The sequence below is a fragment of the Arthrobacter sp. 'calajunan' genome (assembly GCF_046940185.1).
In the GTDB taxonomy this organism is placed as follows: domain Bacteria; phylum Actinomycetota; class Actinomycetes; order Actinomycetales; family Micrococcaceae; genus Glutamicibacter; species Glutamicibacter soli.
In genome coordinates this window covers 70504-91307 of the sequence record NZ_JBKZDY010000010.1, presented here as the reverse complement: position 1 = coordinate 91307, position 20804 = coordinate 70504, and the positions used below count along the sequence as shown (strand labels likewise).

Here is a 20804-nt window from a genome sequence, read left to right as displayed (position 1 = left end):
GGCCGCGTCCCGGTATCCCTCGGAAGTCCAATTCCAAGGAGCCCGATCATGACCGTCACCGCATTGCCCCGCGTCCCGTACACCGGCACCGCCAGCCAGGCCGAACTGGAGCACTGGCGCGCCGTCGCCCGCCAGGTTGCCGGCACCCTGGCCGCCGACGCGCTGGCCCGCGACCGCGCCAACAAGCAGCCCTTCGCCGAGGTGAAGCTGCTGCGCGAGGCAGGGCTGCTGGAGCTGCTGGTCCCGGCCGAGTTCGGCGGCGCCGGCGGGCACTTCGAGACTGCCTTCGAGGTCATCCGCATCCTGGCCGCCGCCGACGGGTCGATCTCCCAGCTGCTGGCCTACCACTACATCAACCAGTCCTCCATCGCGTTCTACGCCCCGGCCGAGGCGCAGGCCGACTGGTGGCGGCGCACCGTGGCGGGAAGCTGGCTGTGGGGCGACTCGGTCAACCCGGTGGACCCGAACCTGGTGCTGACCCGCGAGGGCGATGGCTACCGGCTGAACGGGGCCAAGCGCTTCTCCACCGGCTCCGGGGTGGGCGAGGTCATCGTCGTCAACGCGGAGGTCGAAGGCAGCGGCGAGCTGCTGGCCTTCGTGGTCCCGCGCGAGGCCGAAGGACTGCGCATCGTCGACGACTGGGACTATCTGGGCCAGCGGCTGAGCGCCTCGAACTCGCTGGTGTACCGCAACGTGCGCATCGAGCCGTCCGACGTGCTGGGCCCGGTCACCGACGAGCCGGTGGCCACCCTGCTCACCCCGGGCGTCCAGCTGGCCTTCGCGAACTTCTACCTGGGCATCGCGGAGGGCGCGCTGGCGCGGGGCCGGCAGATCCTGCTGGGGCGCACCAACGCCTGGTTCCTCTCGCAGGCCGAAACCTATTCGCAGGACGTCGTCTTCCAGCGCACCGTGGGGGAGCTGAAGGCCCGCACTGCCGCGGTGGCCGCGCTGGCGGAGAAGCTGGGCCGCCGCTTCGATCAGGTGCTGGGCGGGGCAGTCAGCCAGCCGCAGCGCGCCGAGTTGGCGGTGGCGATCGCGGAGCTGAAGGTCGTGGCCAGCGAGGCCGGCGTGGACGTCGCCAACCGCATCTTCGAGGTCACCGGATCCTCCTCCACCAAGAGCGACGTCGGGCTTGACCTGTTCTGGCGCAACGTGCGCACGCACTCGCTGCACGACCCGGTGGACTACAAGAAGATCGAGGTCGGCGCCTACTTCCTGCGCGGCGAATCGCAGCCGCTCTCGCTGTACACCTAGACACTGGACGCCTACGCCACCCTGCCTGCAACACCGATTGGAACACCAGATGATCGCCCTGTCCACATCCCGCCTGGCGGGGCTGCGCGAACGCTTCGCCCCGCACTTCCAGGCCATCGCCGACGGCGCCGCCGACCGCGACCGCACCGGCGAACTGCCCTACCGCGAGGTCGCCGACCTCGCCGCCGCCGGTTTCGGCGCGATCCGCGTCCCGGAATCCCACGGCGGCGCCGGCGCCACCCTGCCCGAGCTGTTCGAACTGCTCACCGACCTGGCCGCCGCCGACTCCAACATCGCCCAGGCGCTGCGCGCGCACTTCGCGTTCGTGGAGGACCGGCTGGTCGCCGCCCCGGGCCCGGGGCGCGATACCTGGCTGGCCCGCTTTGCCGCCGGCCAGCTGGTCGGCAACTCCTGGACGGAGGTCGGAGCGGTGACAGTGGGCGAGGTGGCCACCAAGGTCAGCCCTGACGGTTCCGGCGGCTTCACGATCACCGGCGCCAAGTACTACTCCACCGGATCGATCTTCGCCGACTGGCTTGACACCTACGCGCAGCGCACCGACACCGGAACCCGCGTCATCGCCGCGGTCTCCCGACACCAGCCGGGCGTGGCCCTGGCCGACGACTGGGACGGCTTCGGCCAGCGCACCACCGGCACCGGCACCTCCACCTTCACCGGCGCGGGGGTGGAGGAGCTGATCGAGTTCGACACCCGCTTCAAGTACCAGACCGCGTTCTACCAGCAGGTGCTGCTGGCGGTGCTCGCCGGCTCCGCCAAGGCCGCCGAACGCGAGTTCGCCGCGCAGCTGGCGGCCCGCAAGCGCACCTTCAGCCACGCCGCGGCCAACATCGCCGGGCAGGATCCGCAGCTGCTGCAGGTCATCGGCGAGGTCTCCGCGGCCGCCTTCGCCGCGGCGGCCACCGTGGAACGCGTCTCCCACGCCCTGCAGGGCGCCTACGAGTCGGCGATCGCGCTGCACTCCGGCGGCTCGATCCAGGAGGACGAGGCCGCCAACGACGCGGCCGAGCTCGCCTCCGCCCAGGGTCAGGTGGTGCTGACCCCGCTGGTGCTCACCGCGCTCACCCACGCCTTCGACGCGCTGGCCGCCTCCGCCACCAGCGTGTCCAAGAACCTCGACCGCCACTGGCGCAACGCCCGCACCGCCGGCAACCACAATCCGTGGGTGTTCAAGGCGCGGCTGATCGGCGACCTCGCGACCAACGGCACGCAGCTGCCGCGCGTCTGGGCGATCGGCGCCTCGAAGTAATCCACAATCCGCAGCTGCGGCGGCCGGCCCTCCCGGCGCCCGCCGCACGCTGGGGACATGCAGACCTCCACAAGCACCGAAGCGGTCGGGAAACTGGCCGAGGCCCGCAGCCTCATCGCAGCGGCCTGGGCGGACGTGGCCGACGCGGACCTCCCCGCCGGCCACGCCGCCTACTTCGCGCTGCTTGTCGAACAGCTGGGCCAGGAGTTCGCCCGCGCCCAGCTCTTCGCCGCCGACCTGCTGCGCCGCACCGGCGCCCACCAGCTGGACGCCGACTCCTTCCAGGCCATCGCCGACGCCGGCGAGCACCCCTCCGCCGAGGACCTCGCCCGCGCTGCCGGGCGCACCACCATGGGCCGCACCCCCTACAAGAACACCGCCGGGCTGCTGCACAACTGGCTGGGCATCCCGCTGGGCACCGCCCGCGACCGCCTGGCCCAGACCGACTGCCTCATCGCCCAGGTCACCACCGCCGGGCACCGCGCCGCGCCGCTGCTGCCCCAGTTGGCCGCCGAATTCACCGCCCCGCGCTCCGACCCGCGTCTGGTGCTTTCCGCCTCCCGGCTGATCCACGGCGCCCAGAAGGACTTCGGCCCCGGCCCCGCCGGGCAGAAAGCGCGCGCCAACATCCAGGCGGAGGCCGTCGCGCTGATCCGCGAACAGCCCGCAACCGCCCGCAAGCACGTCGCCGACCTGATCCACCAGCTCAAGTCCGGCAAGCGGCCGCTGGGCGCGCTGCTCTCCGAGATCGGCTTGTTCAAGCTCGGCCGTCGCAAGGGGCTGGAACACTACCTGCTGCGGGTGCTGCCCTCGCAGGCCGAAGTGGTCGACGCGCACTTGCGCAAGGTGGACAACCCCAAAACCGAGACCGGCAACCGCGAAGAACTCCACCGCCAGGCCGCCGAGGACCTGGCCGCTGAAAACGGCGACCCCGCCCCGCCGGACTGGGACGATTCCGAGACCATGCCGGATTGGGCGCAGGACCCCAAGGAAGCCGACGACGCGGCCGCTGAAGAGCCGGACCACGAAGATCTGGATACAGGCCGCACTGATCATGAAGGCTTCGACGTCGACAGAGAAACCGCCGAGGACACACCGCCGGCAGACCCTGAAGCCGCCGAGCTGCTGGTTCCCTTCGAGGACATGCGGCCCGAACTGCGCCACCTGATGGGCCTGCTTGCGACGCTAAGATCCGCCGGAACCGGCAAACGCCGAGGCTCTGCCACCGAGGTCGGCATCATCATCGACTACGACAAGATGGTCGAAACGGGGCAGGACTTCGCGGTGACCATCACGGGCAAGCCGATTTCCGCAGGCGAAGCCAGGGCCGCGGTCTGCAATGCCGGCATCTACCCGGTGGTGCTGAACGGGCGCGACCGGATCCTCAACCTCGGTCGCTCGCAGCGGCTGTTTTCCAAGAGCCAGGCCAAGGCCCTGCGCACCGCACGACGCGGCTGCGCCTTCCCGGGGTGCACCATGCCCGCCGAACGCTGCGAACTCGACCATTTGGACGCATGGGAAAAGGGAGGCCGGACGGACATCGACCGCGGCGACCTCTACTGCACGGTGCACCACATCGGGCGCCACTGCGGCTTGTTCCATGCAGTCAAGGTCGAAGGCAGCAGGCCCATGGTGCTGCTGCCCAAGAGCGTGGACCCCGAGCAGCGGCTTCACATCAACACGCACTTCCTCACGCCTGCCGAGTCGAAACGCGCCTTGGCCTGGGCCGCCGAAGCGACCCAGCTCTGGAAATCCGGAAAGCTGAAAGTGACCATCGCCGAGGCCTGAGCGCATCTCGGGCGATCGAAACTGCGAGCCGTAAAATCGTCGGGTTCAAAGGTTGTTTTCGGGCGTACAGTGAAAGAACGGGTATTCGGTTTTTCACATCAAAGGAGATGTCCAGCCATGCAAGCTGACGTCAAATTCAAAATGCCGTTTAACTTCGTCCAGGTGTTGATCGCCGCCTTTGGCGCCATGGCCCTGAGCGTGCTCACGTTCTTCATCGCGGAGGCCGCCGGGGCATCCATGAAATTCTCCGACGGGATGTTCCGAAACCTCGATTTCATCCACGTCATCCGGTTCACCGTGCCTCCGATCGTGGTGCTCGGCTTCTTGACCTTCCTCATCGCACGCGGCCGTCCGGGCTTCTGCCGCGTCGCCCAGGTGATCGGGCTTGCCCTGCTGCTCCTCTCGGCCGTGACGCAACTGTTCTTCGCCGAAGATGCAGGAAGCGCGGTTGCGGTCGCCGTCATGCACGTGATCGTCGGCGCCAGCTGGTACATCGCGGTGAACAACTCCAACAGGAGGGCCAACGAGCGAGCCATGGCAGGGTGATTGGGCTTGGCACGTTCTGGGGGCGTGTCAATTTGCGGATATTTCTGTGCGGGACGGGTGTTGTAGAAGTCACCCGGCCCAAGGGTTTTGGCTGGATGTGTTCGACTATAGAATCGTTGAGAACTGTCAACGATATCTTAGGGAACGTCAATGGCCCCGCAGGGAACCCCAAATAGCCCATTCAACTTCATCCAGGTAGCGATCGCCGCGCTCGGCGCTGGGTACCTCAACGTCATCATCTTTTTCATCGGCGGCTCGGCCGGAGCCTCCATGCAGATCGGTGAAACTTCGCACGATGTCGTGCACTTCGCCCAGGTTCTGGGTTACACCTGGGCTTCGGTGATTGTCCTTGGCTTCGTGGTGTTCCTGCTCGGCCGCGCCAAGAAGGGCATCACCAAGGTGGCCCAGTGGATCGGCCTGATCATCGCCGTGGCGTCGATCGCCTTCCCGATCATGAATTCCGCCGACGCCGCCACCGCCATCACCCTGAGCCTCATCCACATCATGACCGGTGTGGCGTGGTTCTTCGCCGTGCACTACGGAAACAAGAAGCTGCATACCGAAGCGCAGGCACTCGCCATCGCCTAGCGACAGGTTGAAACTATCGGCATCGGAGGTCTTCTCCGGTGCCGATTTTGCATCCCGGGGCGACTACGGCTGGCGGTGGACCAGATGGATCAGCATCGCGATGATCTTGTGCAGGACCACGATGGAGAAGATTCCGGCCAGTAGGAAAAGGCCGAGGGCCGACATGGAGGCCACCGTCAGCCCCCATGAGTTGATGGTGATTGCACCGTTCAGCGTCAAGTAGGCGTTGGTACTGTTGGATGCAATGCCCAGAGCCCAGAGGATGATGGCGCACCAGAAAAAGACCAGGGTGTCGTAGCCGGGTTTGCGACTGGAAGAGGCGAACTACCTTTGAGCGTTCGAAGCGCATGGCCTGTCCAGGCGGCACATTATCAACGCTAGGCGCAGGCGCCATGGGCCGCCAAACGCTCAGCGGTCGGTGTCGGAGGCCAGCACGGTGCCCGCTTGCCCGGTGTGCTTAACAGGCCGTCACTTTTCACCTTCCACGATGGCCCGGGCCTGGCGCAGCAACGGCTCGTCGACCATCTGCCCTTCAAACGTGAAGGCGCCGGCGTTCCCTTCGGCGGCGGCCAGCAGCCGCCTCGCCCGATCCAGCTGTTCCGCGGAGGGAGCGAAGGCCTCGCGGATGACCTGCATCTGGCTGGGGTGGATGCTGGCCTTGGCGGTGAAGCCGCTGGCAGCGGCGTCGGCGGCCTCGACCCGCAGCCCGTCCAGGTCCGCGATGTCCAGGTAGACCGAGTCGATGGATCCCTTGCCGTGCGCTGCGGCCTGCAGCAGCACCTGCGCGCGGGCGAAGCGGGAGACGTCCCGGTAGCTGCCGTCGGGGTGGCGCGATGAGGTGCCGCCCAGCGAGGCGGTCAGGTCCTCGGCGCCCCACATGAGCGCGGAGACGTTGGCGGCCGCCGCAATCTGCGCGGCGGCGTTGATGCCGCGGGCGGTTTCGCACAGCGCGATGACCTCGAAGGGATCCAGCTTCAGCACCTGCTCGGCGGATTCGCACTTGGGCAGCATGATCCGGGTGTACCCGGCCTGCTTGACCGCGCGCAGATCGGCGACGATGTAGTTGGTGTCGAACGGGTTCACGCGCACGATGGTGCGTTCGGGGTCCAGCGAGCTCTCAAGCACCGCCTGCCGGGCGGACTCCTTGTGCTCCGGGGCGACGGCGTCCTCCAGGTCCAGGATGACGGTGTCGGCGCGGTCGGCGGCCTTGGCGTAGCGGTCGGGCCGGTCGGCCGGGCAGAACAGGATCGCAGGTCCGAGTTTCATTGCTCCTCCTTGCTCAGTGCCGCCTCGTGGGCGGCCTTGGTCCACATCAGGCAGGTGCGGGTGGCGGTCGCGACGACCACCCCGTCCTGGTTGCGCCCGGTGTGCCGCATGGTGGCGATGCCCTGGCCGGGGCGGGATTTCGAGGGGCGGACCTCGACGATTTCGGTTTCGGTGTACAGGGTGTCCCCGTGGAACACCGGGTGGGGGAAGCTGACCGCGTCCAGCCCCAGCTGGCCGATGATGGTGCCCTCGGTCAGCTGCGGCACCGACTGGCCGATCATGGTGCCCAGCGTGAACAGCGAGTTGACCAGCGGCTTGCCGAAGGGCTGCGTGGCAGCCCAGGCGGCATCCAGATGCAGCCCCTGGTTGTTCATGGTCAGCGTCGTGAACAGCACGTTGTCCGACTCGGTGATCGTGCGTCCGGGCCGGTGCTCGTAGAGCTCGCCCACGCTCAGTTCGTCCAGGTACAGTCCGCGCTGCACGATGCGGTTAGCCATTTTCGTCCTTTCGCGTATGCTCATCATCGGCGCTCGGCTCGATGGTGGCAAGGGTCTGCTTGGTGGTGACCAGATCGCCGGGCTTCAGCGCCGGCATGCGCACGATCCCGTCGGCCGGCGAGGCCAGCTGGTGCTCCATCTTCATCGCCTCAACGATCAGCAGCACCTGCCCGGCGGCGACCGCGTCGCCGTCGGCGGCCTTCACCGCGATCACGGTGCCCGGCATGGGGGAGGTGACATGCGGGCAGACGGTCGCGTCGGCTTGGGCCTGGCGGATCTGCTCGCGCCGGCCCAGGCGGCGCACCGCTGTGCTCCAGCCCTCGGAACCCAGCCAGAGGGTGTCGCCCGCGCGCGCCCAGGAGGTGTCGGCCAGCTGCCCGTCCAGCTGCACGCCGTTGGGGGTGTCGAGCAGCTCGTGGGCCTCGCCGTCCACCACCGCCGTGCCGTCGGACAGCGACACCTCGTGCACCTGGCCCCCGGCCTCCAGCTGCATCCGCCGCGGTGCCGGGGCGCCGGGCCGCCAGCCGTCGGCCGCCCAGGGGCCGGTGCCGGGCGCCGGGCTGAGCAGGTGCGCGGCGAGCGCGAGCTGCGCCGGGCCGGGCTGGCGGAACTCGAAGCTGCGGCGCTCGATCAGCGTGGTGTCCAGCTTGCCGGCGACGACGTCGGGATCGGCCAGCAGCAGGCGCAGGTACTCGATGTTGGTTTTCACGCCCAGCACCACAGTGTGCGCCAGCGCCCGGTCCAGGGCGCGCAGCGCGGCGGCGCGGTCGGGCCCGTCGGCGATCACCTTGGCGAGCATCGGGTCGTAGTGCGGGCTGATCTGCTGGCCCTCGCGCAGCGCGGCGTCCACGCGCACGGCGCCGGGCAGCCGCAGCTTTTCCACGGTGCCGACGGAGGGCAGGAACCCGGCGGCCGGGTCCTCCGCGTAGAGCCGCGCCTCGATCGCGTGCCCCTGCAGGCCGACCTCCTCCTGGCTGAAGTCCAGCCGCTGGCCCGCGGCGATGCGCACCTGCCAGGCGACCAGGTCCAGCTTCGCCCCGCGCACGCGCACCACCTGCTCGGTGACCGGGTGCTCGACCTGCAGCCGGGTGTTCATCTCCATGAAGTAGAACTCGTCCGGGTTCGCGTCGCTGAGCAGGAACTCGACGGTGCCGGCCCCGACGTAGCCCACCGAGGCGGCGGCCGCGACCGCCGCGGCGCCCAGCTTCTGCCGCAGCCCGGGGCCAACCAGCGGGGAGGGCGCCTCCTCGATGACCTTCTGGTGCCGGCGCTGCAGCGAGCATTCGCGTTCGCCCAGGTGCAGGACGGTGCCGTGGGCGTCGGCCAGGACCTGCACCTCGATGTGCCGGGGGCTGGGGACCAGGCGCTCCAGGAACAGGGTGTCGTCGCCGAACGCCGAGGCAGCGGTGCGCCGGGCGCTGGCCAGCGCCTCGGGCAGGGCCTCGGGGGAGTGGACCGCCACCATGCCCTTGCCGCCGCCGCCGGCCGAGGGCTTGATCAGCAGCGGGTAGCCGACGCCCGCCGCGGCGGCGGACAGCGCGGCGTCGTCGAGCCCGGGTTCGGCGATGCCCGGGGTGGTCGGCACCCGGTGGGCGGCGACGTGGTTCTTCGCGCGGATCTTGTCGCCCATCAGGTTGATGGCGTGAACCGGCGGGCCGATGAAGGTGATGCCGGCGGCCTCAAGGGCGCGGGCGAAGTCCACGTTCTCTGAGAGGAAGCCGTAGCCCGGGTGCACCGCCTGCGCGCCCACGGCCCGGCAGGCGGACAGGATCGCGTCGATGTCGAGGTAGCTCTGGGCGGCCGGGGCGGGGCCCAAGCGCACCGCCACGTCGGCGGCCGCCACGTGCGGGGAGCCGGCATCGGCGTCGGAGTAGACGGCGGCCGAGCGGATGCCCAGCGCGCGCAGGGTGCGGATCACGCGCACGGCGATCTCCCCGCGGTTGGCGACAAGTACTGTGTTGAACATGCTCACATCCTGAACAGGCCGAAGGTGGTGTCCGGCAGCTGCCCGGCGCAGGCGTCCAGCGCCAGGCCGAGCACGCGGCGGGTGTCGGCCGGGGCGATGACCCCGTCGTCCCACAGCCGGGCGGTGGAGTACCAGGGGCTGCCCTGGGTTTCGTACTGCTCGCGGATCGGCGCCTTGAAGGCCTCCTCGTCCTGTGCGGGCCAGTCCTGCCCGGCGGCTTCCAGCCCGTCGCGCTTGACGGTTGCCAGCACGCTGGAGGCCTGCGCCCCGCCCATCACGGAGATGCGCGCGGCAGGCCACATCCACAGGAAGCGCGGGGAGTAGGCCCGCCCGCACATGGAGTAGTTGCCAGCCCCGAAGGAGCCGCCGATGACCACGGTGAACTTGGGCACCCGGGCGGTGGCCACCGCGGTGACCATCTTCGCCCCGTGCTTGGCGATGCCGTCCGCCTCGTAGTCGCGGCCCACCATGAACCCTGCGAGGTTCTGCAGGAACACCAGCGGGATGCCGCGCTGGTCGCACAGCTGGATGAAGTGCGCGCCCTTGAGCGCCGACTCGGAGAACAGCACCCCGTTGTTCGCGATGATGCCCACGCGGTGCCCGTACAGGGTCGCGAACCCGGTGACCAGGGTGGTGCCGTACTCGGCCTTGAACTCGTGGAACCCGCTGCCGTCCACCAGCCGGGCGATCACCTCGCGCACCTCGTAGGGGGTGTTGACGTCCACCGGGACGATGCCCGCCAGCTCGGCCGCGTCGTAGAGCGGCTCGGCGTACACGGCGCTCCGGGGCTTCGGCTCGGGCAGGGTGCAGATGATGTCGCGCAGGATCTGCAGCGCGTGCTCGTCGTTGTCCGCCAGATGGTCCACCACCCCGGAGGTCTTGGCGTGCAGCTCGCCGCCGCCGAGCTCCTGTGCGGTGACCACCTCGCCGATCGCCGCCTTCACCAGCGGCGGGCCGCCCAGGAAGATGGTGCCCTGGTTGCGCACGATCACCGTCTCGTCGCTCATCGCCGGCACGTAGGCGCCGCCGGCGGTGCAGGAGCCGAGCACCGCCGCCAGCTGCGGGATCTTGGCCGCGGAGAGGTTCGCCTGGTTGTAGAAGATGCGCCCGAAGTGCTCGCGGTCCGGGAACACCTCGTCCTGCATCGGCAGGAAGGCGCCGCCCGAATCCACCAGGTACACGCAGGGCAGCTTGTTCTCCAGCGCGATCTCCTGCGCGCGCAGGTGCTTCTTCACGGTCATCGGGAAGTAGGTGCCGCCCTTGACGGTGGGGTCGTTCGCCACCACCATCACGTGCCGGCCGTGCACCAGCCCGATGCCGGCGATCATTCCCGCGCCCGGGCTGGCCCCGTCGTACATGTCCTCCGCGGCCAGCGGCGCGACCTCCAGGAAGGGCGAGCCGTCATCCAGCAGCCGGTCCACCCGGTCGCGGGGCAGCAGCTTGCCGCGCTGAACGTGACGCGCCCGGGACTTTTCCGAGCCGCCGCGCGCGGCCCGTGCCAGGCGCTCATGGAGCTCGTCGACCAGCGGCTTGTACTCGCCGCGGCGGCGGGCGAAATCCTCGGAATCCGCGTCAACGTGCGTGGGCAGGGTCTTCATCGTGCTCCTTCGGGGTCGTGCGGTTCGCTGTCCAGCCGGGCGGGAACCGGCAGCTCTTCAGGGACGGCCGGGTCGGCCGCCAGGATGCGCAGGGCCATCTGGATGAAGTTCAGCTGCACCTGGGCCAGGGCCAGCCGCCCGCCGGGGCGGTACCAGTGCGCCACGCCGGTGCCCATCTCCATGATGGCCAGCCGGGCCATGCCCGCATCCGGGGCGTGGAACAGGCCCGCGCGCTCGCCGTCGGCCAGCGCGTCGGTGAACAGCTGCTCGTATTCGTCGCGCAGGGCCTGCATGGCCGCGCGGTGCTCGCCGGACAGCGAGCGCATCTCGTATTCGGCCACGCGCGCGGTCTGCGGGTTGGTGGCGGTGAAGCCGACGTGGAAGGCGACCAGCGCGGCCAGCCGTTGCGCGGGGTCGGCGTCCTCGATGGCGTCCTGCGCGCCGTCGATCATCGCGTCCAGGCAGTTGCGGATCACGCCCAGCAGCAGCTCCTGCTTGCCGCCGACGTAGTGGTAGAGGGTCGCCGAATTCAGCCCGACCGCGGCGCCCAGCTCCCGGATCCCGGTGGCCGCGAACCCCTGCCGCGCAAAGCAGGACACCGCCGCCTTGTGGATCTGTCCCAGTTGCATGCCGCTCCCAATCGATCGATTGACCCCCAGTACACCGCATGCCGCCACGTGATGTCAATCACTTGATTGGGTTTTGCTGTTGAAGCGACGATTCTTGACAGCGAATATGCTGGAGCCCATGGAACAACGTTGGCGGTGGCCGTACCGCGGCTGGCTTCGGGAGGGCGAATGAACCGGATCGACGTGCGGTGGAACGTGCGCGAACAATGCGCAGAACTCGTGGTCGACGGGCGCAGCCTGGAGGAGATCGTCGACCCGGAGCGCGCCTGGGGGTGTCGCCCTTTGCCCGGAGATTTCTGCGCAGGCCGCTGAAGGAGACGCTTGCGACCTACCGCGCGGACTTCAGTCGTCGTGATGACCGGATGAGCGGGAGCGAAATCGAACTCCACGTCTGCTGCGCCTGCGGCGATCTGGGATGCGGTAATCTGGCGGTCGATCTGGACCTCGGCCCGGAGCAAGTGACATGGTCGCGGCCGCACTGGGCGGCTGATGACGACGAGCCCGAGGAACCAGAGGAGTCTGTGCCCGGGGATCCGCTGGAACTCATGCCGCAGGAGCTGGTCTTCGCGCGCGCCGAGTACGATCGGGCACTGGCGAAGATCGAGGCCTATCTGTCACGGCCCGGGTGGCGCCAGGTACCCAAGGCCGACCCGGAAAACATCGTGCTGCGCCGAATTTTTGCCTGGGTTTCCGGCCGCGAAGGGCGTCGCTGGCAGGAATAGCGCGAAGGGCGCCGGAACCCTCGAGGTCCCGGCGCCCTGTCAGTCGCTTAGCCGCGCAGCCACGCGGTGGTGGCAGCCGGCAGCCTGCCGTCCACCAGCTCCCCGCTAGCCAGCAAGGGCGCGGAGGGCAGTTCCTGCGGCTCGGCGCTGAAGTTGGTGATGCAGGTCCAGCCGTTCGGGCGGCTGAATGCCAGCACCCCCGGTGCGGAGGGCAGCCAGGCCAGCGATTCGCCGCTTTGCAGCTCGCGGCGCAGCGCCAGTGCGGAACGGTAGAGCTCCAGGGTGCTGCCGGGCACCCCGTCTTGGGCGGCGACCGACAGGTCTGCGAACACGGCCGGTTGCGGCAGGTGCGTCCCGCCGCCGCCAAAGCCCAGCGAGCTTCCGGTAGTTGCCCATGGCAGCGGTACGCGGCAGCCGTCGCGCCCCAGATCCACGTCGCGGTTGCGGAAGAAGGTGGGATCCTGGCGCTGCTCGTCGGCGATCTCGTGCACCTCCGGCAGGCCGAGCTCCTCGCCCTGGTAGAGGTAGGCGCTGCCGGGCAAAGCCAGCTGCAGCAAGGTGGCGGCGCGGGCGCGGCGCAGGCCCAGCGCGGTGTCCGCCACCGAGGCATCGGCGCCCCGGAACAGCCACTTGCGGGCGGCCTCCGGATCGCCGGCGGGTTCCAGTGCGTAGCGGGTGGCATGGCGGACCACGTCGTGGTTCGAATAAACCCAGGTGGTGGAGGACCCTGCAGCCGCGGCCTGGTCGAGGTTGAAGGTGATGATGTTCTTGAAGGCCTCGGGGAGGAAATCGGCCTGCAGCAGGTCGAAGTTGAACGCCTGGCCCAGTGAGGTGGAGCGGGCATAGGCCGGGCGGCGTTCCGCGTCGGTCCAGGCCTCGGCCACGGCGATGCGCGGTGGGGTGTACTCGTTGAACAGCGCGCGCCATTCGGCGTAGATCTCGTGCACCTCGTCGCGATCCCAGATCGGGTGGCTTCCGTCCCACGGCATGGCGTCCAGTTGCGCCTTGGTGGGCAGGTCGCGCTCGGCGATGTCCTTGGTCAGCGCGTGGGCGACGTCCACGCGGAAGCCGTCCACCCCGCGGTCCGACCAGAAGCGCAGCGTGGTGAGGAAGTCCTCCCGGACCTCAGGGTTCGCCCAGTTGAAGTCCGGCTGTTCGGGGGCGAACAGGTGCAGGTACCACTGACCGTCGCCCACCGGTGCCCACGACGGGCCGCCGAAGACCGATTCCCAGTCCGCTGGCGGCAGTTCCCCGTTGGCCCCTAGCCCGTCGCGGAAGATGTAGCGTTCGCGTTCCGGCGAGCCCTTTGGGGAGGCCAGCGCGGCCTGGAACCACTTGTGGCGGTTGGAGGAGTGGTTCGGCACGATGTCCACGATCACCTTGATGCCGGCTTGGTGCAGGGCGGCGGCCATCGCGTCGAAGTCCTCCAAGGTGCCCAGCCGCGGGTCGACGTTGCGGTAGTCGTCCACGTCGTAGCCGCCGTCGGCCAGTGCCGAGGGGTAGAAGGGGGAGAGCCAGACCGCGTCGATGCCCAGCTCCTTGAGGTAGGGCACGCGCGAGGTGATGCCAGGCAGATCGCCCAGGGAATCGGCGTTGGAGTCCGCGAAGCTGCGCGGGTAGATCTGGTAGACGGCGGCCTGGCGCCACCAACTGGCGTCGATGGCGGAGTGCTTTTCGGTTTCCTGCATGGTCATGGGTTTTCCTTTACTTGATGGCGCCCTGGGTCAGGCCTGACATGACCCAGCGCTGGGTGAAGAGGTAGGCGATGATGCTCGGAGCCATCGCCAGCAGGTAGGAAGCGAACGAGACGTGGTAGTTGTTGGAGAACTGGGTCTGGAATAGCTGCTGGACCACCGGCAGGGTCTGGTTGGCCTGTTCCGCGATGATCAGCGAGGGCATCATGAAGTCGTTCCAGGAGCCTAGGAAGGCGAAGATCGCGACGGTCGCGCTCATCGGGGCGATCAGCGGGAAGATGATGCGCCAGAACGCGGTCCAGGTGCTGGCCCCGTCCATGCGGGCGCTTTCCTCCAGCTCGGCGGGCAGCCCGCGCATGAATGCGGTGAACAGCAGCACGTTGAAGGACAGCCCGAACATCACGTGCAGGATCGCCACGCCGAAGGGGTTGTCCAGCCCGGCCAGGCCGGTGAGCTTGACCTGGGACAGAGCCAACACCGGGAAGGGCAGGAACATTGCGCCGAGCAGGTAGTAGAAGCTGTAGCGGTAGAACTTGCGGTTCCAGTTGCGGTGGATCGCGTAGGAGGCCATGGAGGCCACCAGCACCCCGCCGCAGACGGAGATCAGCGTGATGAACAAGGAAATGGTGAATGCCCGCGGGAAGTTCACCAGCTCCCAGGCCGCGGTGAAGCCCTCCACGGAGAACGGGTCGGGCCAGGAGAAGGCCTTGCCGTCCACTGCCTGCCCGGCGGACTTGAACGCCATGGAGACGGTGACGAACAGCGGCAGCAACACACTGAAGGCGCAGGCGGCCAGTATGGCGGTGGCTGGCCAGTTGGTCTTCTCGCGGCCGATGCGGGCGCGGGAGGGACGGGTCAACCGCTGTTGCAGGGTACTCACTTGGACTCCTTGGAGGTCAGGCGCAGCTGGATGAGCGCGATCAGCAGCGAGATGAGGAAGAAGACAGTGGCGTTGGCCATTTGGTAGGCGTAGTCGCCGCGTTCGAACCCGGTGAAGATCGTCATCGCGATGGAGCGGGTGGCAACACCCGGGCCGCCATTGGTCAGGCCGACGATGATGTCATACGCGGCGAGGAAGTTCTTGAACCCCAGGATCATGTTGATGCCGATATACCCGGCCATTAACGGCAAGGTGACGTGGCGCAGCTGGCCCACGGCACCGGCGCCGTCCAGCGCGGAGGCCTCGTAGAGGTCGTAGGGGATCGCCATGAGCCCGGCGATGTATATCAGCATGGCCGAGGGGATCGCCTGCCAAGCGGTGACGATGACGATCGAGATCCATGCCAGATCCGGGTTGGCCAGGATCGAGCTGCCCAGCGTTTCCAGTCCCATCGCCTGGCCGGCGGCGGGCAGCGTGTTGGAGAACAGGAAGTTGAACACGTAGGCGATTACGATGCCGGAGATCACCATGGGCATGACGAACACGGTGCGCAGCACCACTCGGGCGCGGATCTGCGCGGTCAGCCCTAGTGCCAGTAGGAAGGCCAGGGCGTTGGTCAACAGCACCGTGATCAGCGAGAAGCCGATGGTGAAGGCGTAAGCGCCGAGCACAGCGGGATCCGTGACCAGAGCCGCGTAGTTGCGCAGCCCCACCATCTCGAACTCGCCGAAGCCCACCGAATCGGTGAAGCTGAAGAAGATGCCCATGATCGCCGGCACGGTAATCGCCAGCGTGAAGCAGGCCAGAGCGGGCAGCAGGAACAGCAGGTGCATGCTGGGCCGGCGTCGCGGACGGGCCGGGCGGGGCGCTGCGGCCGGAGGCGCGCTGACCGGGGATTCAATTAGTGCCATGGTGCGTTCCTAACTGCGTCGGGCCAGCCGGGCCCAGTCGGCGTCGAGGGTGGCCAGGGTCTGGTGCACGTTGCCGCCGGTGGCCACCGACTGCATGTAGTTCTCGAAGGGGATGGTGCGCGGGATGGCGGTGGACACGCCCTGGTAGATGCGGCCGGCATCAATGTACGGTTGCATCTGCGCCAGGCGCTCGTCGGTAGCCGGCGGGGAGTCGCTGCGCACCCCGAAGCCCAGGGCAAGCTCGTTGTAGGCGTTCTGGATTTCGGGCTGGCACAGGAACTCCAACAGGGCCCGGGCCTCCTGCTGGTGCTCGGACTGCTCCGGGATCCATAGGGCCAAATCGATGTTGGCGCGGACCTTCAGGTCCGCCGGGTCCTCGGTCATCGGCAGCGGGAACGTGCCGATGGACGCGTCCGGGTTGCTCTTGGCGATTTCCGGCAGCGCCCAGGGGCCCTGTAGGTACATCGCTGCCTTGCCCTGGGCGAAGGCGAGGTTGCCATCGCCGTAACCGCGGCTGGTCGCATCCTCGTTGGAGTATCGGGCCAACTGCTGCATCCGGGTGAGCGGTTCGGCGAAGAAGGCGGAAAAGGAGAGCTCTGAGCCCGGGGTGAAATCCGCCCCGGCCTCGCGCAACGCGGCGAACAACGCACCGATGTCCACCGCGCCACCCAGCGAATAGTCGGCCAAGCCCTGGCTGGCGGTCCACGCGTCCTTAAAGGTGGAATAGATCGGGGTGATGCCCAGGTCCTTGAGCTGCTCGCACAGCTCGACGAGCTCCGAGTACCGTTGTGGGATCGGCAGATTGTGCTGCGCGAAGATCTCCTTGTTGTAGAGCACCGCGGCGCCCATCATCGAATACGGCAGCACCGAGGTGCGACCCGGGTAGTCCGGGTACAGGGCCAGCAACTCCGCGATGAACGGCGCGTTCATCTTCACCTGCGGCAGGTCAGACAGGTCGCTGAGCGCGCCGCGCTCCTGGAAGCGGGCCATCTCGAAGTTGTAGTTCAGACAGCCCAGATCCGGCGGATCCTGGCGGGCGAACGCCGCCGAGAGCCCCGCGGTGACTTCGTGGACCGCGGTGATCGAGTCCTGAGAGGTGTTGAACTGCTCCAGCAGCGTGCGGAAGTGCGTGACGACCTCCGGCTTGGACTGGTTGAAGCGGATGGTGGAGCGCGCTTGGGCCGGACTGCACCCGGGTAATCCGGCCAGCGCCACGGTGCTGGCCAGCGCGCCGAGGAAGGTGCGGCGGCCGAAATGCCTTGGTATGCTCATGGGCTCCTCCGGGTGGGGTGATGTGGTTCACATGCTGATCGGATATAAATTTAGCATCTAAATAAAGTCGAGTCTATACTCGAGATTGTGAATTCCAGCGATGCACCAATAGCCCAGCAACCCGGCGCCCACCAGCTGCGCCGGAGCAACTCGCGAAAGATCCTGCATGCCGCTTGGGACCAGGGTCCGGTAACCGCCAGCGAGCTGATTGAAGCCACCGGGCTCACCCGCGCCACCGTGCTGAACCAGGCCAAGGAGCTCGTCGCCGCCGGATGGCTGCGCGAAGCCGCCGACACCCGCAGTGCTGGCGAGTACTCCAAGGGACGCCCTGCCCTGCGCTATGAACTGGACGACAGTTCTGGGCTGATCGCCGGCCTGGACGCCGGCCAGCATCGCATCACCCTGGCCCTGGCCGACCTCACCGGCGCTGAACTGCTGCGCGAGGAGGTCCGCACCGATCCGGAGGCCGGCGCCGAACAACGCATCACAGCGGTCATCGGGTTGCTGCAGCGCACCCTGGGCAGTCTGGGAGTGCAGCGCTTCGCCGCCCTGGTCATCGCCGTGCCCGCCCCCGTGGACTCCGCTGGGCGCTCGCCGGAACACCCTGAAGGCTTCTGGCAGCGGATGAACCCGAATTGGATTACAGCGCTGGAGCCCTACGCCCAGCTGCTGGCGGTGGACAACGACGCGAACCTGGCCGCGGTCGCGGAAATGCGCGCCGGCGCCAGTGGCTCCTTCGCTGCGCTGATGGTCGGAGAACGCTTGGGCGCGGGCATTGTCGTGGACGGCGCCCTGCTGCGCGGAGGCCAGGGTTTTGCCGGGGAAATGCGCGCGCTGTCCTACGTCAGTGGGGTCGGCAACGCGCTGGGCCTGGGATACCTGGCCCGCAAGGAAGCACGGGAGGCACTGGAAAATGGGCGCGTGAGCACCCTGCGCCGCGAGGGCCTGGACGCGCGGCAGGTTTTCCGCGTGGCCGCTGCAGGGGACTTGCTGGCCGGGGAAATCCTGGAGTCACTGGGCGAACGGCTGGCCCGGATCGCTGCGGTGACCGCCGGATTCCTGGGGCTGGAAAGGATCGTTTTGTGCGGGGCCATGGCCGAATACCTGGACCCGGTGCTGTGCATCGCGCACCGCGAGCTGGCCAAGGATCCCGAGCTGGCCGCTGTGCAGCTGGCGGCCTCCAGTCTGGGCGCGGATGTCGCCCTCAAGGGCGCGCTGGCCAACGCCCTGGACCTGGTGCGTCGCGCCGCCCCCTTTGCCAAGTGAACGCACCGGCCGCGCCCACCCGTGAGAACCGCCGTGCCCGCGGGGCCGTCGCCGCGCTGTTTTTGACCAACGGGGCATTGTTCGCCAACATGGCGCCGCGGCTGCCCGAGTTCAAGGCGCAGCTGGGGCTGGACGCCGGGGCCTACGGACTGCTGGTCGCCGCCTGGCCGACCGGGGCGATCATCGCCGGGCTGGCCGCCGGGTCGCTGATCCGGAGGTTCGGATCGGCCGCGGTCGCGGTGTTCGGCACGCTGGCCACCGGGCTGGCGGTGCTGGGCGCAGGCTCGGCAGGAAGCCTGGTCCTGGTGGCGGCGGCCTTCGTCGTCGGCGGGGCCATGGACGCGATCACCGACGTCGCGCAGAACGCGCACGGCCTGCAGGTACAGCGGCGCTACGGCCGACCGATCCTGAACTCCTTCCACGCGCTGTGGTCCGTCGGCGCGGTGCTCGGCGGCCTGATGGCGGCCGGAGCCATGGCGCTGGGCCTGCCGCTGGCCGCGCACTTCACGATTTCCGCGCTGCTTTTCGCCGCCGTGGCGCTGACCGCGTTCAAGTTCTGCCTGCCGGCGCGCGGGCCCGTCGAACCGGTCGGGGAGCAGGCCGCCGACGCCGGGCCGGTGCGGGTCTTCACCCGCGCCCGCATCGTGGTGGCGATCGCGGCGCTGGTGCTGATCGCCTCGGCCGGGATCATGGTGGAGGACGCGGGCAACTCGTGGGCCACGCTGTACCTAGGGTCCCTGGGCGCGCCGTCCGCGCTGGCCGCCGCGGGCTATATCGCGCTGGTCGGGGCCCAATTCATCGGCCGCATCCTGGGTGATGGTCTGGTGCACCGCTTCGGCCAGCGGCTCGTCGCGCAGCTCGGTGCGGTGCTGGTGGCCGGCGGCATGGGCCTGGCGCTGGCCTTCCCGAGTATCCCCGGAAGCCTCCTGGGTTTCGCTGCCGCCGGATTCGGGGTGGCCATGCTGGTGCCGGCGGCCATGGAACAGGCCGACAAGATCCCGGGCCTGGCCCCGGGCACGGGCCTGAGCGTGGTCTCCTGGCTGATGCGTCTGGGTTTCCTGCTCTCCCCGCCGCTGGTGGGCTTCATCGCGCAGGCCTTCTCGCTGCGCGCTGGCCTGCTGGTGGTGCCGGCTGCCGGGGTGATCGTGCTCTTGTGCTCGCCGGTGCTGAATGCGCGCCGATCGAAGGGCCGACGGTAGTGGCAGATACCGTTGGCTGTTGTGGCAACATGACTTGAAGTATGTGACCTGGACTCACGGACGAAGCGACTCGAGGCGTTGGGTAAATCGGTAAGGGTCTCGTCATGGTGTAAGCCCTCGATGCTTTGATACTGGTCCATGCTCAGTTCACGCACCTGTGCAAGGAACCCGACAAGGTGACGTCGTGTATCTTCGATGCTCGGGTATAGGGAAATATAGTGAAGTATAGTGAAAAGTTATACATGTATATATTTTCTTATACTAGGGATGTGAATGATGGAAGCGGAGCTCAATCCTTATCATCCGGGCGCGGGGATGGTGCCTAGGGTTTTGGCTGGTCGCAGCGGTGACATCGATGCTTTTGACGCTCTCATCGCACGAGCAAAACGTTTCTCACCCGTACGTCCCATTATTTTCAGTGGGTTGCGCGGCGTTGGCAAGACGGTCCTGCTTAATCGAGTTCGAAGTCTCGCTGAGCATCACCGTTTTCATGTTGTTCAATTCGAGGCTAGGCCTGGCGATGCAGGTGGCAAGGCTGCACGCAGGGAATTGACCGCAGGCTTTGTGAAAATCTCCGCACGCTTTCGCTCTCAGATATCGAAAGACTTGGTCAAACGCATGCTTGGAACCGTTTCTTCGTTTTCCGTGAGCCTTGGCATTGAAGGGGTCTCTCTGGGAATTGAACGCGACGTAACGCGTGCGTCAAGCGGATTAATCGATCTTGACCTCCAGGACACCATCGAAGACATTTCGCGTTTGCTTCGAAACGAGCGAAGCGCATTGATGATCTTCATTGATGAGATGCAAGAGTTGGACAGTGAGCTCTTGGAATCGCTACTCACCGCCCAGCATTTTGCCTTGCAAAGAGAGCTTCCGTTCTATGTCATAGGCGCTGGACTTCCTAACCTGCCAACAAAGCTGACTGATTCAAGAAGCTATGCCGAAAGGCTCTTCGAATATCGGGGGATTGGAAAGCTCGATGACGCAGCAGCACGAGAATCCTTAGCAGGACCAGCTCGCCAGATGGGGCAAACTTATACCGATGAGGCGCTCGACATATTGGTAGCCGAAGCAGGGAACTACCCTTATTTCTTGCAAGAATTCGGTAGTGCAATGTGGACGGTGGCAACGGCATCGCCGTTCACATCGCAGAACGCCGAAGCTGCTACTGCTCTAGGTCGGGCGAAACTTGATTCTGGTTTCTTTCCTGCTCGTTGGGAACGGGCAACCCCGGCGGAACGAGACTATATGAAGGCAATGGCCTTGGATGGTGACGCAGGTTCACGGAGCTCCGACGTTGCCAGCCGGCTCTCGAAAACCCCGCAAGCGCTGGCGCCAGTCAGGGCTTCGCTAATAACCAAGGGTATTATCTATTCGCCGCAACGAAGCTTCATCGCCTACACCGTTCCGGGGATGGCTAACTTTATTGAACGCTATCGCAGACTCCTCGAGGATTGATCG

Annotated in this window: 19 protein-coding genes; 9 read left to right on the top strand and 10 right to left on the bottom strand. The window is 67.5% G+C overall.

Annotated features, from left to right (window positions below):
* The first annotated feature begins 48 nt into the window (after positions 1-48).
* From RF641_RS14875 to RF641_RS14855, 5 genes are all read left to right on the top strand, one after another.
* Positions 49-1254, top strand: coding sequence for an acyl-CoA dehydrogenase family protein (locus tag RF641_RS14875; RefSeq protein ID WP_424573516.1), 1206 nt, complete (start codon positions 49-51; stop codon positions 1252-1254).
* Between the two features lie 49 nt (positions 1255-1303).
* Positions 1304-2521 (top strand): acyl-CoA dehydrogenase family protein, encoded by a 1218-nt coding sequence (locus tag RF641_RS14870; RefSeq protein WP_424573515.1) that lies wholly within the window; start codon positions 1304-1306, stop codon positions 2519-2521.
* 57 nt (positions 2522-2578) lie between these two features.
* Positions 2579-4309 (top strand): HNH endonuclease, encoded by a 1731-nt coding sequence (locus RF641_RS14865; protein WP_424573514.1) that lies wholly within the window; start codon positions 2579-2581, stop codon positions 4307-4309.
* Between the two features lie 117 nt (positions 4310-4426).
* Positions 4427-4855 (top strand): DUF6069 family protein, encoded by a 429-nt coding sequence (locus RF641_RS14860; protein ID WP_047120374.1) that lies wholly within the window; start codon positions 4427-4429, stop codon positions 4853-4855.
* A 150-nt stretch (positions 4856-5005) separates the two neighbouring features.
* A complete protein-coding gene (locus tag RF641_RS14855; protein WP_113608108.1) occupies positions 5006-5443 on the top strand; it encodes a DUF6069 family protein in 438 nt (145 codons plus the stop codon).
* Positions 5444-5506: 63 nt separating this feature from the next.
* On the opposite strand, the gene RF641_RS14850 is transcribed toward RF641_RS14855, so the two are convergent.
* The 6 genes from RF641_RS14850 to RF641_RS14825 form a co-directional block, all read right to left on the bottom strand.
* Positions 5507-5662 (bottom strand): hypothetical protein, encoded by a 156-nt coding sequence (locus RF641_RS14850; protein ID WP_424573513.1) that lies wholly within the window; start codon positions 5660-5662, stop codon positions 5507-5509.
* A 249-nt stretch (positions 5663-5911) separates the two neighbouring features.
* Positions 5912-6709, bottom strand: a complete 798-nt coding sequence (locus RF641_RS14845; RefSeq protein WP_113608107.1) for an HpcH/HpaI aldolase/citrate lyase family protein — start codon at positions 6707-6709, stop codon at positions 5912-5914.
* Positions 6706-7206, bottom strand: a complete 501-nt coding sequence (locus tag RF641_RS14840) for a MaoC family dehydratase (RefSeq protein ID WP_424573512.1) — start codon at positions 7204-7206, stop codon at positions 6706-6708. Before RF641_RS14840 ends, RF641_RS14845 begins: the two co-directional genes overlap by 4 nt.
* Positions 7199-9172 carry an ATP-binding protein gene (locus tag RF641_RS14835; RefSeq protein ID WP_424573511.1) on the bottom strand — a complete coding sequence of 658 codons (1974 nt, stop codon included), beginning with the start codon at positions 9170-9172 and terminating at the stop codon, positions 7199-7201. Before RF641_RS14835 ends, RF641_RS14840 begins: the two co-directional genes overlap by 8 nt.
* Positions 9173-9174: 2 nt before the next feature.
* Entirely contained in the window at positions 9175-10770 is a 1596-nt protein-coding gene (locus RF641_RS14830) for a carboxyl transferase domain-containing protein (RefSeq protein WP_424573510.1), read from the bottom strand.
* Complete coding sequence (locus RF641_RS14825; RefSeq protein WP_113608103.1) at positions 10767-11399, bottom strand: TetR/AcrR family transcriptional regulator; 633 nt, start codon at positions 11397-11399, stop codon at positions 10767-10769. The genes RF641_RS14830 and RF641_RS14825 overlap by 4 nt, the downstream gene beginning before the upstream one ends.
* Before the next feature lie 272 nt (positions 11400-11671).
* On the opposite strand from RF641_RS14825, the gene RF641_RS14820 reads away from it, so the two are divergent.
* Positions 11672-12121: a hypothetical protein gene (locus tag RF641_RS14820; RefSeq protein WP_424573509.1), complete on the top strand. Its 450-nt coding sequence runs from the start codon at positions 11672-11674 to the stop codon at positions 12119-12121.
* Positions 12122-12168: 47 nt separating this feature from the next.
* Here the strand turns inward: RF641_RS14820 and RF641_RS14815 are convergent, their stop codons facing one another.
* From RF641_RS14815 to RF641_RS14800, 4 genes are read right to left on the bottom strand one after another with little or no spacing between them, the layout of a single operon-like run.
* Positions 12169-13815, bottom strand: a complete 1647-nt coding sequence (locus RF641_RS14815) for an alpha-amylase family glycosyl hydrolase (protein WP_424573508.1) — start codon at positions 13813-13815, stop codon at positions 12169-12171.
* Positions 13816-13825: 10 nt separating this feature from the next.
* Positions 13826-14686: a carbohydrate ABC transporter permease gene (locus tag RF641_RS14810; RefSeq protein WP_237562396.1), complete on the bottom strand. Its 861-nt coding sequence runs from the start codon at positions 14684-14686 to the stop codon at positions 13826-13828.
* A 5-nt stretch (positions 14687-14691) separates the two neighbouring features.
* A complete protein-coding gene (locus tag RF641_RS14805) occupies positions 14692-15606 on the bottom strand; it encodes a carbohydrate ABC transporter permease (RefSeq protein WP_417374046.1) in 915 nt (304 codons plus the stop codon).
* A 9-nt stretch (positions 15607-15615) separates the two neighbouring features.
* The gene (locus tag RF641_RS14800) at positions 15616-16878 is read right to left on the bottom strand and encodes an ABC transporter substrate-binding protein (RefSeq protein WP_047120361.1); all 1263 of its coding nucleotides are present in this window, start codon (positions 16876-16878) and stop codon (positions 15616-15618) included.
* 87 nt (positions 16879-16965) lie between these two features.
* Here RF641_RS14800 and RF641_RS14795 point away from each other — a divergent pair, with 87 nt between their 5' ends.
* The 3 genes from RF641_RS14795 to RF641_RS14785 all read left to right on the top strand — a co-directional run bounded on the left by RF641_RS14795 (position 16966) and on the right by RF641_RS14785 (position 20801).
* On the top strand, positions 16966-18144 hold the full coding sequence (locus tag RF641_RS14795; protein WP_113608099.1) for an ROK family transcriptional regulator: 1179 nt from the start codon (positions 16966-16968) through the stop codon (positions 18142-18144).
* Positions 18141-19343 carry an MFS transporter gene (locus tag RF641_RS14790; protein ID WP_244910937.1) on the top strand — a complete coding sequence of 401 codons (1203 nt, stop codon included), beginning with the start codon at positions 18141-18143 and terminating at the stop codon, positions 19341-19343. The genes RF641_RS14795 and RF641_RS14790 overlap by 4 nt, the downstream gene beginning before the upstream one ends.
* A gap of 273 nt (positions 19344-19616) precedes the next feature.
* Positions 19617-20801 (top strand): ATP-binding protein, encoded by a 1185-nt coding sequence (locus tag RF641_RS14785; RefSeq protein ID WP_231735879.1) that lies wholly within the window; start codon positions 19617-19619, stop codon positions 20799-20801.
* The last annotated feature ends 3 nt before the right edge of the window (positions 20802-20804 follow it).

Excerpts from the sequence above, each read along its gene's own strand:
- RF641_RS14855 (WP_113608108.1), top strand. The coding sequence starts at position 5,006 with ATGGCCCCGCAGGGAACCCCAAATAGCCCATTCAACTTCATCCAGGTA.
- RF641_RS14825 (WP_113608103.1), bottom strand. The coding sequence starts at position 11,399 with ATGCAACTGGGACAGATCCACAAGGCGGCGGTGTCCTGCTTTGCGCGG.
- RF641_RS14860 (WP_047120374.1), top strand. The coding sequence starts at position 4,427 with ATGCAAGCTGACGTCAAATTCAAAATGCCGTTTAACTTCGTCCAGGTG.
- RF641_RS14805 (WP_417374046.1), bottom strand. The coding sequence starts at position 15,606 with ATGGCACTAATTGAATCCCCGGTCAGCGCGCCTCCGGCCGCAGCGCCC.
- RF641_RS14840 (WP_424573512.1), bottom strand. The coding sequence starts at position 7,206 with ATGGCTAACCGCATCGTGCAGCGCGGACTGTACCTGGACGAACTGAGC.
- RF641_RS14785 (WP_231735879.1), top strand. The coding sequence starts at position 19,617 with ATGATGGAAGCGGAGCTCAATCCTTATCATCCGGGCGCGGGGATGGTG.
- RF641_RS14800 (WP_047120361.1), bottom strand. The coding sequence starts at position 16,878 with ATGAGCATACCAAGGCATTTCGGCCGCCGCACCTTCCTCGGCGCGCTG.
- RF641_RS14845 (WP_113608107.1), bottom strand. The coding sequence starts at position 6,709 with ATGAAACTCGGACCTGCGATCCTGTTCTGCCCGGCCGACCGGCCCGAC.
- RF641_RS14835 (WP_424573511.1), bottom strand. The coding sequence starts at position 9,172 with ATGTTCAACACAGTACTTGTCGCCAACCGCGGGGAGATCGCCGTGCGC.
- RF641_RS14875 (WP_424573516.1), top strand. The coding sequence starts at position 49 with ATGACCGTCACCGCATTGCCCCGCGTCCCGTACACCGGCACCGCCAGC.
- RF641_RS14865 (WP_424573514.1), top strand. The coding sequence starts at position 2,579 with ATGCAGACCTCCACAAGCACCGAAGCGGTCGGGAAACTGGCCGAGGCC.
- RF641_RS14815 (WP_424573508.1), bottom strand. The coding sequence starts at position 13,815 with ATGACCATGCAGGAAACCGAAAAGCACTCCGCCATCGACGCCAGTTGG.
- RF641_RS14870 (WP_424573515.1), top strand. The coding sequence starts at position 1,304 with ATGATCGCCCTGTCCACATCCCGCCTGGCGGGGCTGCGCGAACGCTTC.
- RF641_RS14830 (WP_424573510.1), bottom strand. The coding sequence starts at position 10,770 with ATGAAGACCCTGCCCACGCACGTTGACGCGGATTCCGAGGATTTCGCC.